A 17,912-nucleotide genomic window follows, 5' to 3' on the forward strand; every position below is an offset into this window, starting at 1 on the left:
GAGGCTTAAGTGGACCACCATTTTGCCAGATCACCGCTCCCTCTTCTTGAGCGGTGCAGACGTCGTCCGGCGCTGGTCACTCAAAACACTTTCAGCTTCAAACAAAACTGGCATCGCTCCCACCGGCGTTGACCGCTCGATCTTCAACTCGCCCTGCTCTTTAAGAACATGCTTGTGAAGCTTGTCGAAGTCAGAGCACCATACCGTCTCAATGTCCCGATCTTTCGGGTGATCGTTGGCGTTTGCCTCAGAGCCAAACCGCACGGGCCGGAACTGTAGCTGTTCGGCCCCTCTCACTTCGACACCCATTTCAGGATTAGCGGCACGGCGCATCACCAACCGGCCATCTTTGACCCAAGCGGTTTCCATACCCTCGCGAGCTTCGTAGCCGAGGTCTGCGAGCGTCTTTAAAATGGCGCGCCGCTTCGCTGCCAATGCTCTTCCCTTCCGCTCGGCGTCAGTGACGTCTGCCACACGTCTCGAAAGTGACGCCGCCCTCGAGGCATCTTCGCGCTGCAAGGCATCCCGTGCTTCCGCGATCAATCCCGTGGCCGCCGGAAGTCTCAGGGCCTCCAGCTCGGCCACCCTTTCTTCAAGAGCAGAGAGTGCCTTGATCTCATCTCGGCGCTTTTGGATCGCCGCAGAAATCTCAAGCTGGAGCGTATCGGCCATCATTCGTTGTCTGGCTTCTGAAGTCTCGCGGGTCACGAGAGTCTGCCGCACTGATAGGGCTTCGGCAGACTTGTCGTCACCCAACATGCACAGCTCCGCGAGTGCAGCATCGAGGTTGCGCGTACACTCCTCAGAAGCCGAGGGTTGCTTGTCGAGCCAGCTGGCGAAGCTGGTGACTTCTACGCCGCCTCTCAGCTTGTCCGCCAGCAGTCGCTGTTCGTCGGTTAGGCCCGCTTCCGGCTTACTTTGCGACAAAGCGGCCAACACTTGTGCGAGAATGTTTTCTGCACTCTTTTCATCGACATCGCCGGCCGCAATCTGCTGAAGCTTCACCGAAAGATCGTCCGGAAGGGCTGAGCCGAGCGTCTTGAGCTCATCGAGCTTCTGGGCTGCCATTCTCTCGATGCGGCGCTTCCGAAGTTGCGCGTCTGCCTTCTTCTTCGCAGCCTCTTCGATCCTTCGCGCGATGTCCGCTTGCAAAAACTCGACCTCGCGAGGAACCTCCTTCTGCAAGTTTAAAAAGCGGTCCTTTGAGAGTAGTCCCTCAATCTCCTTCAAGCGCGTGCGCGTCTTGGCCACTTCGTCGTCGGTCAAAAGGTCATTTCGCTTTCCTACCTTCTCCCAGCGGCTGACCGCTTCCCGGAGGTCGGTGAGGCGGGCCTCGCAGGTTGCGATGACTTCTTCCCGAGTCACGACCCGAACTACCTTTGGCCCGCTCATGCCGCCCCCTATCTCAGCGCCAGTTCAATAGCCTGCTGCAGCCGTGCCTGTTCCGCCACACGGCTATGGTACCAGCCCCTTAGCGAAACGCGATGTATGACGGGAATGGCCTTCTGCATGACGCCTCGTCGCCAGATCTCGCGCGCCCGAGCGTGAGCCAGAATAGGATGCCGATGAGCCCCGCACTCGATTCCCAGCCCGTAGGTGCCACGGGACGGATGATCAATGGCAAAATCAATGCCGAATGCACCGCCGTCACTTGCCCGCGTCGGCCGCACTCCAAGACTTTCCAAGTAGTGCTGAACTGAATTGAGGAAGCCGTCATCCGCAGCAATCTCATGTTCATCGGCACGATGCCGATCTTTCAAAGTCTGGTCGAGCAGCCGCTGTGCAACATCATAATTCCCGGCCGTCATCGCCAGAACGTAAGCCATGTAAAGCTGTAGATAATCCCGTGGTGTTTGCGGCTTGGCACCACTTGTAAAAATGCCCGATACCTCATTGATGGGCATCGACGTCACCAGGGTCACCTTCTGACGCGCGCGCGTGATAGCTACGTTGAGGCGCCGCTCACCACCGCCCTGGCTCAACACGCCGAAATTCCGGCGAAATGTGCCTCTGCCATTTCGACCGAACGTCGTCGAAAAAATGATCTGATCGCGCTCGTCGCCCTGGACGTTCTCGACGTTCTTGACAAAGAACCCCATGTCCTCGCCGGCGTCCGTTCGTTGACGTTCGCGAATGTACGCGGCACGGAAGACGGAATCCTCCTCCGCACGCTGCTCCAAGCCCATTTCGATCAAATCCGCCTGATCGCGGTTGAAGGTGACAACCCCCACGGAAGGAATCGTTTTTCCACGGCCTAGCCATAGTCCGGCTAGCAAGTCGACGACTCGATCAGCTTCTGCCTTGTTCGTCCGTTCTTCGTAAAGGCCGTCGACCTGAATGAGTTCCAGAGGCTTTTGCCGCAAAAGCTCTGCCTGCGGATGCCGTACCGGGACGTTTAGCTGGCCATCGTAGAATGCGTTGTTTGAGAACGAAATCAGCTCTCGGTACGCCGAACGGTAGTGCACCTTGAGCATGACCGTCGGGAGGGACGACTTGGCCAAATCAAGAAGGTTCGGACAATCCTTGATTTCCCGCCGGTTCCACGAGTCCATGGCTGCCGTCGATTCCTCATCGCTCAGGTCCTCTCCACCCTCGTCAACCTCCCCATCCTCGTCATCGGCGACGTCACGGTTCGAGAAGAATGAGGTCGGGGGTAGCTGCTTCTCGTCGCCACTGACAACTACGACGTTGCCTCTGAACAGGGAGGGGACGGCAAACTCCACCGGCATCTGAGACGCCTCGTCATAGACGATAGTGTCGAAAAGGGCGGGTTTCAGCGGCAGCATGCGGCTAGCAACATCGGGCCCCATCAACCAAACAGGCCGCAGCTCCATGAGGCCGATTTCCGACGCTCTGTCCATGAACTCGCGAAGCCGCAAAGCACGCGGTCCTGTGAATCGGGTGACATCCGTCCATTCCTCCAACGTCCGCAACGATGGTAGATGAATGTTCGACTTGATCGCCTTCCTGTTGATTTGTTGCAGCTCTGCTTCGGCTGCCGCCAGCGACGACACCGCCGTTTCGAGTTCGTGATCATCGCTTAGAAGCCGCTGGTCGGCATGCTCAAGCCGCGACTTCCAAGCGAGCAACGATTCTCTCCGGATCAGTCTACCGACCGCGTCAGCGAGTCTTGCCGCGTCCAAAGTCTTCAACCAAGAGGCTGTGGAGCGCATGGCTGCAAACACCTTGAGCACACCTCCACCCTGATCCCTGACCCGCACGCGGAATTGCTGATAAGGGACCAAACTCGGTAAAGCATTCACGATCGGTGTTATGAGATCGGCTGTGGATTGGTTGGCTCGAATGCGATTGTGACAGGCCGCGAGCCACTCGACTTCAAACCACGGCGCCAATGCATTGAGAGCGGAAAGGCTCGACGTCCGGCCAGCATGCCGGGCAAGTGCATCCTGCACCTGTACGAAATGTTGCCGGACCGCTTCCGCCCGTCGCGTACGAAGAGCGAGTAGCGTTTCTTTGAGAACCGGCGACGCTTCAATGTACGTTGCGGCCTCTGCCACATACTCTAAGCTAGCCTGCAGCCCATCAAGGTAATGTGTAAGCTCTCTGACCTGTGCCTTGGCGAATTCTTGTTGCTCAAACCCCAGTTCGACAAAGACGGTATTGAGGCGCGCGCGAAGATCCCTGAGACTTCGTTCATGCTCGGCGGCCGACAAAAATGACCCTGCGACGCTATCGGAAATCACAGGGGTCGACTGCCGCAGAAATTGCCAAACTTTCTTCCGCTTCGAATAGCGTGACAAACTTAGACGGCCGAATAGGGAAGGCTTTCGAAGCGCCTCGCCCGTCAACGCAATCCAGCCCTCCAACGCGAGGTCACTAAGACCATCGACAAGTTCTGCCAAACCTGCATCCCGTTTGACGGGAGGTAGTGCGGTAAGCTCGTTGCGAATTGTTGTGAGCGTGGCAGAAGCATTTGGTCCGACCGTCTGTGGGCCTTGCTCGTTGACGAAAGCACCGATGAGGAACCCGAGCTGATCGACTTGGCTCTCAGTCAGGGTCGACAACACAGGATACGCCTGGTCCGCCCAGTCTCTCAGTGCTGAGGCATCCTCAAAGTCAAAGGCCCCATCCGTGCCCGCCGGTGGGCGCGTGCGCTCGACTACAACGAAACCCTCGAGATCCGCGAAGAACTGCGCGATATGCTGTTGATCCCAACCAAAAGCCCGCAGCTGCGCAAGGGCGTTGTTCTCGAACTCGGATGGCAACCAGACGGCAGCGAGGCTGGCACAAGCCTCATTGACGGCCTGCACATGCTCAGCCGTCATCGTTCCCAGAATCTTGCGTAGACTCAGAACATCCGGAAGAGGTCCGAGGCCCTCGATCAAGATGAGTTCACCTACGATCTCGCGATAGGTAAGCCCCGATACATCATCCCGCCGGTGCAGCGCGTCCTGATGTGAGTTGAGTTGGCTTTCCAAGCGCTTGATACGTTCCAACACCTCGTTTCGCTGTCGCTGCCATACTGTACTCGGCGCGCCATTTGTGAAGAGCCCGGTCACCTGGTTGCGCACTTCCTGAATGACCGCCCGCCTGTCTTTGCTCTCGTCTCGCACGAGCATGATCCGATTATCGAGACCCTCGCGCTGCAGGCGCTTAAACACGACATCTAATGCTGCTTGCTTTTGGCAAACGATGAGGATGCTCTTCTTGCGCCCGATGGCATCGGCCACCAAGTTGACGATGGTCTGACTTTTGCCGGTGCCCGGAGGTCCTTCTACTACGAGGCCCGGAGCTGAGCGCGACTGCAATACCGCCAGATCCTGTGTCGGATCGCTGTCGGCCGTTGTGAAGCGGTCCAAGCCCTCTCCGGCTGGCGTTGGGAGTACCGGTTTTCGTTTCGTTTCCTGAACACGCAGCAAAGCCTCCAGGCCTGTGCCTTGAGGCGGAATAGCCTTGAGTTGCCGAATGTCTTCGACAATAGCTTGACCGACAAAGGTGACATGAAACAGCACAGCCGCCGATGTCAGCTCTGTGGTTCCGGAGGCGACCTTGGCGTCAGCTGCTGGCAGCTTTGCCAACTCGCTCTGCCGGACCTTCTGTGTAAGCAGCGAGAATTGATCCATGACGGACATGGCCGTCGTGGATCCGCTCAAAACTGCATCGCGCGCGGCTTTCCACTTTTCAATTTCTTCGGGACTGAAGACATTCTGTAGCGCCGGGTTCAGCCTGACCTCTTCCCGATCGCGGTCAAAACCCACCGTAATACTTGCCCGTTGCCCCACCTCCATCCCAATGCGGATCGGCCAGAGTAGAACCGGTGCGATACGCGGCTTTACGCTTTCGCCGCGCGGCTGCACCAGCACAAACGGAAAGCCGAGGTAAAGTCCATTGATCCCTGTATCGCGACGGAGCAATTCGGCACGGCTCACCAAAGTGCGCAGGCGCGGCTCCAGCGATGGATCGCGGCCAAATACTCCTGGATCAACCGGCAGCGTCGCATCCGAACGCTCCAGAAGTTGATCCAGCAGCGCCGCAGCTGGAACTCGGGATGTCCCAAGCTCCGTAACGTCGATGCGTGGGCTAGTTTTTGTGATTGTCATTCGGGCGAGAGCGCCCCGTGATACGCTCGTTGTAATGCGCTTCTCAAAGAAATCGAGAAGTTTGGCGACGTAATCCTGCTTGGGCGGCTGACGCCACAGTTCCTTTGGCACCGAAAGAATGACCGCTGCGCGCGGCAGGCCAATGCGCCGTTCGAGACGATACTGATCCGCCCACTCATCCAGGCGCTGCATGCCGCAACGAGAAAAGTTCTCTATCCGATCGTTTAGCCGGCCGAGCACGTCGCGGCGGGGAAGCTGCAAAAGCGTAGCGGCTACTTGCTCGTCGAACGCAGTGACGCCTTCGCGTCGCGCAAGTTCTGCCGCGCTCGTGACAAGCTCGTGCAACGGTATAAATTGCCCTTTGCCAGCTGAGAGCAAGAGCACCAGGTCCTCCTCCGTCAGCTGGCGACGATCCATAAGGGAGTTGAGGCCCTTATGTTCAGTATCCGGACTCAAGCGACGTTGTGCCTCCCACTGCTCCTCCAGCTTGAGACGCGACGTGCACAGCGCATGGATGCGCAGAACATTCTCGTTCAGTTCAATCTCATGCAGCTTCGCGCGCTTGCGCACTTGATCTAGGCGTTGGCTCAGTGCCGTGAGCCATGGTTCGAAGCCGAACTGCTGCAGCAGGTCTGGCGCTTCTCCGCTGATAAAGCTGAAAGCCTCCTGCGGGAATGCGAGCAACCAATGGGGCGTCACGATATGGCCAGACAGCACCAACGGCATGTCAGGGTTCAAGACCTTGAGCGCAATCGCCAGCCGCGTATCATCATCGACGTTGTCCCGTCGCAGCACATTCCTCAGAGCCGAGCGCATGCGCTCGCCGCCCTTCAGCTCTTCCAACCACGTCGTGATTTGGCCACGAACCAGCTGTTCGCGCGCCTCATCCCAATTCTCGGGTTGTGCTGCAGCCAGAGCATAGAGGGTGGGCCTGCGATATGACTTTCCACCCAATAGGAAGCCTGACACTTCGGCAGTGTTCAGCAGCGGCGGCTCACTCGGCGGAACAATCGGCTCTCCGCGTAGCCATGCCTCAACCTCCGCCCACTGCCAGCGTTTTGCACGGTCCCGGAACAGGAGCCCGCGCAGAAGCACCAAAAATTCATCGGAGAGGTCTGACGGAAGCTCAACACCATGAGCGACAACACTCATGAGATAGGCCTGATCATTGATCCCAGCAAAACAAGCGCCGTGGGTGAGCCGCTCCAAGAGGACGATGCCAAAGCTCCACCAATCCGCTGCGGGTGCGACCGCGCCTGCGAGGCATTCTGGTGCCGTATACCGCGTTAGTTCGGACGGAACGGCAGTATCCAGGTCCCGATTGGAAAGTCTGGCCTGGCCGAACCTGCAAAGCGCGACAGCCGCCGGATCTTCACCGCCAAGGAGAAACGCCTCGGGCCGTAGATCACGATGCCGGAGACCGGCCCGGCCCATTGCGTGGATTGCGGCGGCAGCCGAGGCCACGAACGCGCGAGCGATTTCCGGTTGCCAAGTCTCGGTGATGGCGGCCAAGAGCGTTGCGCCATTCGTGGCAACCACCTCGAAAGCGCGCCCTTGCCATTCCCCCGCGTCTAAGACCGAGGCAACCGGCAGGGGCGCTAACGCCGGCAGCGCCGCGTAGACCGACGGATCGGGCTTGACCTCGCAAGCCCACAGCGTGAGTACGCCCTCGCCCCGTCCTTCCTGCCGAACGTGGAAGACTTCCGCCAACGTCCCGGCAGCATTAACGAGTGAGAGTACCTCCCAACCGGCTATGATTGTCGTCGCGCCATATCCGACTTGGGGCTCTTCTCCAGCACCGGGAGGGACTCCGATGCCGTCCGGAGTAATAGGTAGTTCATCGAGAAATACCCCGCACTCTCCGCAAACCAAGTCACCCGGCCGCACGGGATGGCCGCTGGGGCACGTCGGACCTATGGGCTGCGTCGTAAGCGCCGGCGCCGGTACGTAGACCGGCTCCAACGTCAGATCCCAATTGCAGGTGCCATCGCCCTCGGGGGTCTGACAGAAAACCTCCTCGACCGGCCTCTGCTGTTTGCACTTGGGGCAGATTTTGAAGGTCATGGGGCTACCCCCTTAGAGCTCGGTCCTTTATCCTCGGACGTTGATACACGGTGCCCCTCAAGGTCGAGTGAGGCTGCGATTTGGCGAAACGCGTTTTGGCTCGGCACGCCGGCAAACCAGACAGAGCCGTCTTCATCGAACATCACGTCGAACTTCGGCGCATAGGAGCTCGGCACAGTGAAGGGCGCGAATCGATCCGCGCCGAGCGACGTCAGCAGATGCAGCCGCTGATTATCACTGCCCCGCAAGGGTAAGCTCTGGGCCATGCCGGCCACAAATGGATCAGTCATCAAGGCATCGATGAGCCCGTCTGCGGCAGATAACTCGCTATGCAGTTTCTCGAACGGATAGCCGCTATAGACGAAGATGTCGCCGCTGAACTCTCCGCGAATGGCTTTCAGGAGTGTCACTAACGCGAGCGACTGGTCAAATGGCTCGCCTCCGGAAACAGTTATGCCATCGGCGATCCGTAGCCATTTCTGTAATGCGCCCATCACCTCACCAATGGTCGTCGTATGGCGACCAGCAGCCCAGGTGTCCGCAGAAATGCAACCCGGGCAGCGGATTGAGCAGCCTTGCAACCAGATGCCGATGCGCTTTCCTGGCCCAAGTGTTGTTACAGGGAAATGCAGTCTGGAAAGCGCGATCTCGATCATGCGACGCTCCGCAACTCGATACGTGTCACCTTGCCGGGAACGACGGCGCTGATATTCGCGCGGCTTCCTGATTTGATGCCGGCATCAAATAGCGCGCGAGCCAGCGGATTGATGAGATGCGCTTCGATCTGATTCCGGATACCGCGTCCGCCATTTGAGAGATCCTTGAGGCACAAAGCCCGAAGCGTTGCCAAAGCTTCTTGGAAAATCTCTATGAAGATGTCTTTGTCAGCGAGGTCCTTGATCGTACTGGCCACCATGGCTTCAAAGATTTCTAACGCGACCGGATCGCGAATGAAATCGAACACGATGATGTTCTCGCCCATCCGGTTCAGCAGCTCTGGCCGATTGATGACCTGCTTGAAGTGGCGGTCGATTTCGCTGCGAACCTTGCTCTGAACGGCGGAGAACTCCTCGCTCGGCAATACATTGGAAACACGTTCGCCGTCAGTGCCCTGGCGATAAATACCCAGATTGGAAGTGAACAAGATCAAGGCTTCAGAGAAATAGACTCGTTCGCCGCGCCCCGAGGTGAGCAGGCCGTCATCCAGAACCTGTAGAAACTTATCCAGGATGCGGGGATGTGCCTTCTCAATCTCATCGAAAAGAACGACGCTGAACGGCTTTTCGCGGATGGCGTTCGTAAGTTCTCCGCCAGCGTCATAACCAACATATCCAGGCGGAGCACCAATCAAACGCTGGTCGGCGTGTTCGGCGCTGAACTCCGACATATCGAAACGGATGTAGGCGCTCTCGTCGTTGAACAGCAGCTGCGTGATGGTTTTAGCCAGTTCAGTTTTACCGACACCGGTCGGTCCCGCTAGGAAAGCCACTCCCCTTGGCCGCCCACCGCGTCGTCCTCCGCCAACGCCGGTAATGGCGCGCTTGATGATGTCGAGCACATGCACGACAGCATGGTCCTGCCCCTTGACGCGAGCCGTGATGAACTCTTCACCATCCCTGATTTTTTCCTGAGGTATTTTCGCCCATGGGTCCTCGGTGACCCCTACCTTGTAGTTGCGGACGGCATCCTTGACCTTTGTCACGGGAATGTTCTCGCGACGGGCGAGTACGGCGATCGCCGTGAGATCAAGCAGCAAAAGCCCCTCTGTTTGCTCAACGAACTCGCGGCCGAGTGTCTCCGCGATTTGGCTATCGAGCGTCGCTCCCTGAGGCATCGTACGCAGCAGGGACGGGACTAGGACGTTGCGCGCACTATTGTCAGGCTTCGGGATCGGGATGCTGCGGATACGCGGATTATCGATCAGGAACCAATCAGGAAGGTTTCCCTCACGCTCGGCGATCCACACAATCGTGTTGAACGCCGGAGCTCTGTTTGGACCGGCAGGACGGGCTTTCGCCCGATGTGCCTGAACTAGAGCGTTCGCGAACAGCCGATGCTCCCCCTCGCTCAACGTATCCGACCGCACTAAGAGCCGCGACGCGAAGTCGACCAGCAAGGCGACGGGTGGCCCGTCCAAGCTCACGAAGCGGCCCAATATGTCCATCAACGCGGTTGGGCCCGCTGGTGATTGACCGGATTCACTGACAGTAAGTCCAAGTCGCTCGAGCAGCTGTCGGCTTGCCGTTATCTCGTCTGGGTTGAGACCGAACTGACCGAACCCATTCACGAGATCATAGACGATTGTGCCGGCATATCCCGCCGCCCTCAGCTCCCGGTGAACACAGTCGCTCAGCGACACCGCGCTGTAGGTCCCGGTGCTCGTCTCGCTAACCTGCAGGTCTCTTACATTGCCCGAGAAAACGAATTGGCTTTTGAGGGGAACGTAGCGCGCAAAATCCCGAAGCCATCGCGGCTTCTCAAAATGACTTAGTCCGGCCATGCCGCCCCCTGGTTTTAACCGAATGCACGTTCATTTAAACGAAGGCACTACTTAACAACATAGCCGGACCAGCTGAACCAAAACCATTTCTAACTACAAGCACCAACATGACCGAACGCGTACGGTCCGGAAGTCATGGTGACAGCCTCGATGCCATCCGGATCAACAAGACTGCCAGCAATGCTTTGATAGGATCGACCACCATTGAGGCGGCGGAGCAATTCACTTAGAGCAAACGCTGCCGCGACTAGCCCGACGAAGGGAACACCGACAGAACGGGACGCGAGTTGGGCAAGTCCGCAGGTATCCAGACCTTTCGCTTTGAGGGCTTGGTAAGCTGGTTGGTCAGAAACGTTAGGTCCGCCAGGGACCTTATCTTGCGACCAGAGACGATCTGCATTCAGCGCAGACGGAAATGTGTGCATCGCAAATGCGCGAAAGCCCTCCGGCCCGCCGCCCAGCCCGGCCTCGACCACGAGACCAAAACCCGCCCTTTCCAGAGAAGCGCGAGAGAGAGGATTGTCCACGCCACAGAGTGCGACTGGCGGATCATGAGGCGAGACGCGGGTCCATGTGCCGAACCGCTGTTCGTTGATCGCAACGTCCATCCCGCGCTGCTCCAGCCAGGACGCCACAACGCGTGTCTTATGCTTGCCTGCCCGGTCGAGTGAAGAAAGCACCGATGTGCTGTCATTCGAGGGCGCGATGCGATCGAAATCCTGCAGCATGAGCCGCACCTGCCCTCGATCACCATACGGCAGGCATGCGAGAAGCCAAGCTGTTGCCTGCCCCAGATTCCCCATTCCGATCAGCCACAGTGCAGACGGCAGGTAAGTAAGTCCCGGTCCTTTGGCATCCGCGTCCAGCCAATGGCTCTTTGGCGACCAAAGCGAAAATCCGCACGAACGGCGACCCGCCATCGGATGATCGCCTGCATGGTATGAAAAGGCCTCTCCAATACACGCGCAGGCGGCTATGACGGGCGCAAGCGGCATGGCCCCGTCGTCGCACAATGCCGAACCATTGCGCGCAGGGATTACGCCGCCGCACCAGCCCGACCATAAAAGATGCCACGCCGGCAAACCCGGTCCGGCATGTTCAACATCACCGATCAGCGCGAGCGGCAAAGATGGCGAAAGGGATGAAACAAGCTTTCCGCCCAGTTCTTGGACGGCCTCACGAACCGACGGCGCTTCGGCAAGGGGAAGAAGAAGGGGTGCATCGATGAGATCCGCGACTTCAATGCCGCCGAGGAACGTGCGGCGTGCGGCGTTCACTAAGGTCAGAAGCGCGATCTGGCCGTTGCGTGTCTGCTGCGCCTTCTCGGAAATGCGCACGCCTAGGCCAAAGCCAGCAAGCATTTCGATCGCTTCGTCCTGCGTCGCTGCTTTGCCGTTGTCCATGAAGAGCTTCGCGGTGCGGTGCATGTGCTCGTGATCAATCGGGAGGCCCATGGTCAGCTCCAGAATCCGCAGTAGATGAACCCCGGGCGGCGAGCGGGGCTGCAATCTGTCCATTGATGACTGCCGCGATATTCGAAGACGCCAAGTCGATCCCACGGGACCGGCGGCGCTGCGAAGTCCGGCGCTATCATCGCGATATGCCCTTCCCTCGCGACCATCGGGTTGGTGCGGTCAGAATGGCTTTGAAACGCCGCGCCGGGATGGGTGTGGATGTCGGCGACCACGGTCAGGCTGCGGGATCGGCAGATCGACCACAGCTTCGAGAACGCATCAGCGCGAAGGACGCAGACGCCGGTCCGGTAGACCTGCGGATCAAGCTCGTCGTAGAACACGAAGTCGTTGACGTTGCGGATGTCACCCGCGCGGCTGCCGAGAAGAAACGCGCCGGCTTCGTGGACGCCACCGCCACGTCGATGCAGCCCGTCTGTCAATCTGCTCCAGACGTCAGGCGCGCAATTGATCCTGTGCCTAGGCGCCGCGAACGCCCGTATAATCGCTTTGATCGAGAAGTTCATAAATCTGATCCAGATAACAGGTTATGCCAATGGCCGGCTGCCAGAGGCGGTTGGGATGCTGGTGAAGCCAGTCACTATGACCTTCGAGCGAGATGCGGTCGCAGGGAAGATACAGACACGTGCCGCCCTTCCACTCGGGCCGGAAGATGGAAGGGACAATCAACTTGCCACCAGGCCACCGTGCCGGAGCCAGCGGCGCGTTGGCATCGAAATCCCACGGCTGCGCCGTCACGGGTGATAGCCGGTAGCCCGAGCACTGGAATCGGAACGCGTATTCGGCCGGGGATTCCGGCCGTGGTGCCGCCGCAATCGCTATGACGGCGTACGGCCAGGCCACGGACAGCAGACGCCACTTCCCTTCGACCTCGCCGCACCGAAAACGCGGTGCGGCAAGATCTGCGAGCAGCAACAACTCGCCTGGCGAATTGATGAGAGACACGGCCTTAACCCTCCACGCGCTTTACGGGGACGAGATCGAAGCAGACGCTGCACTCGCGCCCGTTCGTAAGCTCATGTAACGGGGTGTCGGTGGCGGGTTCGCGGTCCGTGCCGCAAAGGCGCAGCACGTGCTCGCCGGCGTCCTTCGGATCGAGCTTGAGCTTGTCGACCGCCCACGCCTTGACCTTACGAACGCGCGCGCCCGGGGCAAACTTGTGATCGATGGTGCGTTCAAGGAAATTGACCGAGACCGCAATCTTGCGACAGCGGCTGAGATGCAAGCGGCAACCGCGCTTAATACCCTTCACCGTCTTCTTGTGATCGTCGAGTTCGTGGCCATCCTCGTCTTCATTGACGAAGAGCAGCGCGTCTGCGTCTACCGTGACGCCGTGTTTTGCCATCGCATCGAGAACGTCGCCAACGGTGCTATCCGCGAGCAGTTCGATCTCAATGATGCCGGGTTTGTCCTGTACTTGAAGAAATGCCAGTGCCTTGTCCATGATGCTCTCCCTTTCGCGCTCTCAGGGAGTAAGCGAAGCCACATGGAAAAAAGCGGAAGTGCTAAGCACCGCAGATAAAGTAATACGGGCAGGCCGGGCAATGCCGGTCGGAGCGATCTGGCGGAAAGGCGCCGTTCTCGATGCCGGTGATGGCGTCCACGTATTCTCCGAGCTTGTCAGCCTCTTTCTTATGGACCGGCACCGATACGGATAGGGCATGCGCCGCGTATAACGTTTCGACAGAGGCGCGGTTGGCGCCGTATCGATCGTTGGCCCCTTTTCTCAAGAGCGCGTAGACCGCATTGTCGGGCTCGGATTTTGTCTGTCTTCCGGTGCGGATCCGCTGAATACGAACGGAGCCGTCTGCACCGATGACGACTCTGTCCGGTCTAACGGACACACTTCTGCCGCTCACATCGACCGACCACTCGTCACGCTCATAGCGGGCATCTTCACCGCCAACGAGCGTTGCCATGGCAGACACCATCGCATCGGCGCTTTTGCGATAGAAGGGCTCGAAGCCGTGATCGGCTGGACCGCGTTCGGACCAGTCGCGATCGAGTTGAGCCATCGCCGTAACGGCATCTGCGGGTTCCTGCCTCGCGCGCGCGTCTTCGAGCCACGAGATCGTGCGATAGACGCAGCCGTGAAACTTCACATAAGCGGAGCTGCGGCCGCCGCCCGAGATCCCGTCGACGAACTCATAGCGATAGCGGCGCGGGCATTGCATATAGGTGCTGAGTTCGCGCTCTGTGTAGAACTGTTTGGTGGTCACGTTCACGCGTTCAGGCGCTGCACCCGGCAAGAACGTAGACCCATGCCGTGATTGCTGCACGCTCGCGACCCTGCCTACGAATGCCGATGCGTTTGACTTTCTGACAGCCGTGTATTGCTCGGCCCGGCTGATGCAGAGGTAGTCGCGGGCCCGAGACAACGCTACGAAAAACAGGCACTCTTCTTCGGCTGCGTGATCCTCGCTTGCCGTAGCGAGTGCGGGCAAAGTCGGCGGCGGCGGACAGCGGACTGGATGCGCACGTGCCGGCATATAGCCGGCAGCCAGTCCCGGAAGGTGGACGGCCGTGAACTCTAGCCCTTTGCTGCCGTGGATGGTCATGACGCGCACGGCGTCGAGGTCGGACGCTTCGGACGCGACCGGCCGGAACATTCGGTCGTCGTTCAAGGCTTCCAGGCGGCGAACGCGATCGAGAAGTGTGCGGCGCGACGCGTGGCCTCTGTCAGGATGGTCGATGCACAGCTTGAGGAATTGATAGATCGCAATCAGGCATTGCTGCGATTTGCTGTCGTTCGCTTCGAGAAGCGGGTCCAGATATTCGCTGCGCTCGACAAGATACGTGGAAAGCATCGACCACGCCGAGCTCGCCGGACCCATGCCTTGCAGATGCGTGGCCAGGAGGCTGAGCCCCCTCTTCCCGTCTTCGGTGAGGTCGGCAATGGTGTCTAGGTGTCGGATCGCATCCAATACCGTCTGGCCGGTCTCCGCCACGCGGGAAAGCACCTTGACGGCATCGCTGCGGGGTATGCGGTATTGCAGGAATCTCGCAACCCGCATAAGGCCGACACCGCCAAATTCAGCGTCGAGAGCCAGAAGGGATTGGAGGTCACGGATCTCGTCACGCTCGAACAGATCGCCAAGATAAAGCAGCGGCACGCCCATGCTTTCGAGGGGGCCGCAGATTCTCGCGAGAGTGAGATGAGATCGCGCCAGGATGACCTGGTCTTCGTAACGGATGCCCTTCGCCCGCAACTCTTCGATGTTTGCCTTTATGGCGGCGGCTTCGGACGTTACGTCCGGTGCAACGACGATTTTGACGCCGCCGCTATCCTGGCGGGCCGGAATCCATGAAGGCGCCATGGCGCCGTTTGGCATCGTGCGCGCGAACGAACCAAACGCCGTGACCACATCGGGGACCGATCGATAGTTGTACTTCAGGGAAAGCGTCTCGCCGCCGAACTCTTCGGTGAATCGCGTCACGTTGCCGGGTTCGGCGCCCCGGAACCTGTAGATCGACTGTCTGGCGTCGGCGACCACCCACACTTCAGTCTCGGGCTTGCAAAGCGCGCGAAGAAACTGCGCGCTCGCAAGATTCACGTCCTGGTACTCATCGACAAGAATATGCGCGTAGCCATCGCGATAAGTCTGTGCAATGTCGGCATGCTCCGTGAGCATTCTGGCGGGGAGCATCACAAGGTCGCCGAAATCGACCGCATCATTCTCAAGCAACAGCTCTTCGTAGACCTTGTAAATCGAGGCAACTTCCTTCGCTTTCTCTCCGATCTCGCGCACGGCCGGGTCGGCTGACGCGCATGCGGCGTCAGCCTCGTTCATGTATTGCTGCCAGGGGATCATCTCATCCTTGCAGCGGGAGATGGCCCGCAGGACTTCGCGGAGTTCAAGGGCGGGATCATAGATATTGAGAAAGTGATGCAGGTCGAGGCGGGTCAGGTTGTTCTCAAGCAGTACAAGACATCCGGCCTCGTCGAGCAGCTTGACGTTGATGGTTCGGCCCACGCGATCGGCGTGCTTCGCAAGAATTTCCCAGCCGAAGGCGTGGAACGTTCCGGTCCACATTTCAATCGCGGCACGCGGGTTCATGGCGCTGATGCGCTCCCGCATCTCTTCAGCGGCCTTGTTCGAGAATGTCAGCGCCAGAATAGAAGACGGCGCTACGCCATCGTTGATAAGGCGTTCAAGGCGGTGCACAAGCGTTCTGGTCTTGCCCGTGCCCGGGCCGGCGTCCACCAACAGTGGACGCCCGCGCCACTCAGCGGCTTTGCGCTGCGATTTATCAAGCTCGTATCTTGGCGCCGCAACTTCGGGGTCACGCGGCCGCAGTGGCGGAAGAAGTAGCGCTCTTACGGCCTGGTTCATGACGAGGCCGAATGGCAGGCCAAGATCGCGCGCGATGCCTGCAATATCGCGCTTTCCTGCCAGAAGCTCGGTGCGCAGCCAATCGGAAGGACAAAGGAATTCGCCGGCGAAGATGTCGGCCTGAACCTCTTTGCGCTCCTTGGGCGAGTAACCCTGCGCCGCAGCAACGCCGCCGTCAATCTTATCCCCGCCCAGACCCGGCGCGATCATCGTCACATCGCTGCGCGGATCGCGATGCAATTCGAAGTGGCCGATTTCGTGGGCGGTAACGACCGCCTCATCTTCGCGGGTCTGCCCCTGGGCGAGGTGAACGATGAAGGCTGGGCGATCAAGAAAGCCCAATACCCCCTCGCCGGCCCTCGTGCCGGGTTCAAAATATCTGATCTCGAGATCATGGATTAATAGCGAGGCAGACAGCAACGCCGATGCCCTTCTGTCTCCAGAAGCGCGATCGAGCGATTGTCCGTGCAAGGCGCGCGCAGCTAACCGGATATCCCGCCAGGCGTCCATGGGGAGTCCCTTCCAAGCCAGTAATTCTTTTTCTCTTCACTCATGTCAGTGTTCAGGATGACGGCCTCATATGATTGCGTGTGAACTTCGGGCTTGTTCGATGCTTTGGCATTCCCGAGCATGGGCGCTGAAAGCGTTCGGGCGATACTTTGCTCCAAATCGCTCGCGGCACTTCCAAGCGCATTCGACAAAGCCTGAAGCAAGCGGGAGTCTATCGGCAGTCGCAACCGTCCCGCGTTGAGTTCGCCCAGAACCAGACGATCGATCTCAATGCGGCGCGCGAGAGCCGGTATCGTGACTCCTGCCCGTTCCAGCAGCTGGGAGAATGTCTCGCCGCCTTTTGCAGCCTCCAGCGATCCCGCCTTTTCGGCGTCGTAGATCGCGTTCAACGTCCAGCTCCAGTTGCGCGCGATATCGGCCTCGTCAGGTTCGACGCCATGCAGTTCCGGCTGCGCTTTCCAGGAAAGCTGATGCTCTGCATGGGCAATGATATCGTCGGCGAATTCCGGATATCGGCTCGTCCACTCCAAAATCTGTTCAGCAGTCGGGTGCTCGCAAGCCTCATGGAAGGCGAACAGAACTTCATCTCTGCGGGTGTCGTTCGTGCTCATTTCGACTCTCCAACCTTCGATTTGATGAAGACAAGCATCTCAGCAACCCATTGGCCGGCTGTCTTCTCACTGACCCCCAGTACCCCGCTGATCGAGGTCGTCCCCTTACCCGGTTTCAACGGCACACCCTGCAGGTGCAGCCGGACCGCAAGGCGTTTGCGTTCATCCGGCACCAACCGTAAAATTCGCTCCAGATCTGCCCGGAGTTCCGCAAGCTCTGTGGCGCCGGTAGCCGCGATCATACCTTCGGCGTCATCAAGAGAGATCGAGTCCGGTGTCGTCGCCAGCTTCTTGCGCTCTTCCCTGACCGCATCGATCGTCCTGGTCTTCACCACGGCCCCGTAGCGCGTCTCCATCTGCCTGCCGTCTGCAGAATTCGGATCGAGCACTGCCGCTATTAGCTGATGGTGAACCCGCTCAGTGATTTCCTTCCCGTTGTTCCGCCATCCGCTGTTGACCCGGTTTCCGACATCTTTCAGGATGATCCGGTTGAGGAACGCCATCAGCTCACTGAATACGCGCTTATCCGCCTGGATCGCACGGTGTCGCACAGCCTTGATGACGTCTTCACGCCTCAGCCGTTCGATCTCGCCGGACGCTGCAATCACGTCCGACCATCCTTTCAAGTCGTCGGGCGGAGGCGCCCCCTTCGTTTCACTCATAATCAGCCCTCGCCCTGATGGCCCTTCTCACCCTCTAAGCGTATCGGCGCAGAAAAAAGCGGAAGCGGCCCGTCATCTAATTGATTTCGCGGCCGGTTCTCAAGCTGCAACACACTGAAAGGAGGTCATCGCATGTACTGAAATGTAAGGGGGGCTGAAGACTGTCTCCGTAGGACATGGAGGCACGACGTCTAGTTT

11 protein-coding genes are annotated in these 17,912 nt (G+C 59.0%); all 11 read right to left on the bottom strand.

Going from position 1 to position 17,912, the window contains the following annotated elements; genetic code table 11:
• Positions 1-30: 30 nt before the first annotated feature.
• The gene (locus G359_RS16585; protein WP_045837019.1) at positions 31-1,392 is read right to left on the bottom strand and encodes a coiled-coil domain-containing protein; all 1,362 of its coding nucleotides are present in this window, start codon (positions 1,390-1,392) and stop codon (positions 31-33) included.
• Between the two features lie 8 nt (positions 1,393-1,400).
• Entirely contained in the window at positions 1,401-7,625 is a 6,225-nt protein-coding gene (locus G359_RS16590) for an AAA domain-containing protein (protein WP_045837020.1), read from the bottom strand.
• Positions 7,622-8,281: a 4Fe-4S single cluster domain-containing protein gene (locus tag G359_RS16595; protein WP_197077596.1), complete on the bottom strand. Its 660-nt coding sequence runs from the start codon at positions 8,279-8,281 to the stop codon at positions 7,622-7,624. The genes G359_RS16590 and G359_RS16595 overlap by 4 nt, the downstream gene beginning before the upstream one ends.
• Positions 8,278-10,125 (bottom strand): AAA family ATPase, encoded by a 1,848-nt coding sequence (locus tag G359_RS16600; protein WP_045837021.1) that lies wholly within the window; start codon positions 10,123-10,125, stop codon positions 8,278-8,280. Before G359_RS16600 ends, G359_RS16595 begins: the two co-directional genes overlap by 4 nt.
• An 89-nt stretch (positions 10,126-10,214) precedes the next feature.
• Positions 10,215-11,579: a ubiquitin-activating E1 family protein gene (locus G359_RS16605; protein WP_052699424.1), complete on the bottom strand. Its 1,365-nt coding sequence runs from the start codon at positions 11,577-11,579 to the stop codon at positions 10,215-10,217.
• Positions 11,580-11,581: 2 nt separating this feature from the next.
• Positions 11,582-12,019 (bottom strand): Mov34/MPN/PAD-1 family protein, encoded by a 438-nt coding sequence (locus G359_RS16610; protein ID WP_052699425.1) that lies wholly within the window; start codon positions 12,017-12,019, stop codon positions 11,582-11,584.
• 37 nt (positions 12,020-12,056) lie between these two features.
• Positions 12,057-12,542 (bottom strand): DUF7665 family protein, encoded by a 486-nt coding sequence (locus G359_RS16615; protein WP_045837022.1) that lies wholly within the window; start codon positions 12,540-12,542, stop codon positions 12,057-12,059.
• Positions 12,543-12,546: 4 nt separating this feature from the next.
• Positions 12,547-13,041, bottom strand: a complete 495-nt coding sequence (locus G359_RS16620) for a hypothetical protein (RefSeq protein WP_045837023.1) — start codon at positions 13,039-13,041, stop codon at positions 12,547-12,549.
• Positions 13,042-13,102: 61 nt separating this feature from the next.
• Complete coding sequence (locus tag G359_RS16625; protein ID WP_082072978.1) at positions 13,103-16,441, bottom strand: UvrD-helicase domain-containing protein; 3,339 nt, start codon at positions 16,439-16,441, stop codon at positions 13,103-13,105.
• On the bottom strand, positions 16,414-17,052 hold the full coding sequence (locus tag G359_RS16630; RefSeq protein ID WP_045837025.1) for a hypothetical protein: 639 nt from the start codon (positions 17,050-17,052) through the stop codon (positions 16,414-16,416). The genes G359_RS16625 and G359_RS16630 overlap by 28 nt, the downstream gene beginning before the upstream one ends.
• A complete protein-coding gene (locus G359_RS16635) occupies positions 17,049-17,714 on the bottom strand; it encodes a hypothetical protein (protein WP_045837026.1) in 666 nt (221 codons plus the stop codon). The genes G359_RS16630 and G359_RS16635 overlap by 4 nt, the downstream gene beginning before the upstream one ends.
• Between the last annotated feature and the right edge of the window lie 198 nt (positions 17,715-17,912).

Source organism: Hyphomicrobium sp. 99 (assembly GCF_000384335.2).
In the GTDB taxonomy this organism is placed as follows: domain Bacteria; phylum Pseudomonadota; class Alphaproteobacteria; order Rhizobiales; family Hyphomicrobiaceae; genus Hyphomicrobium_B.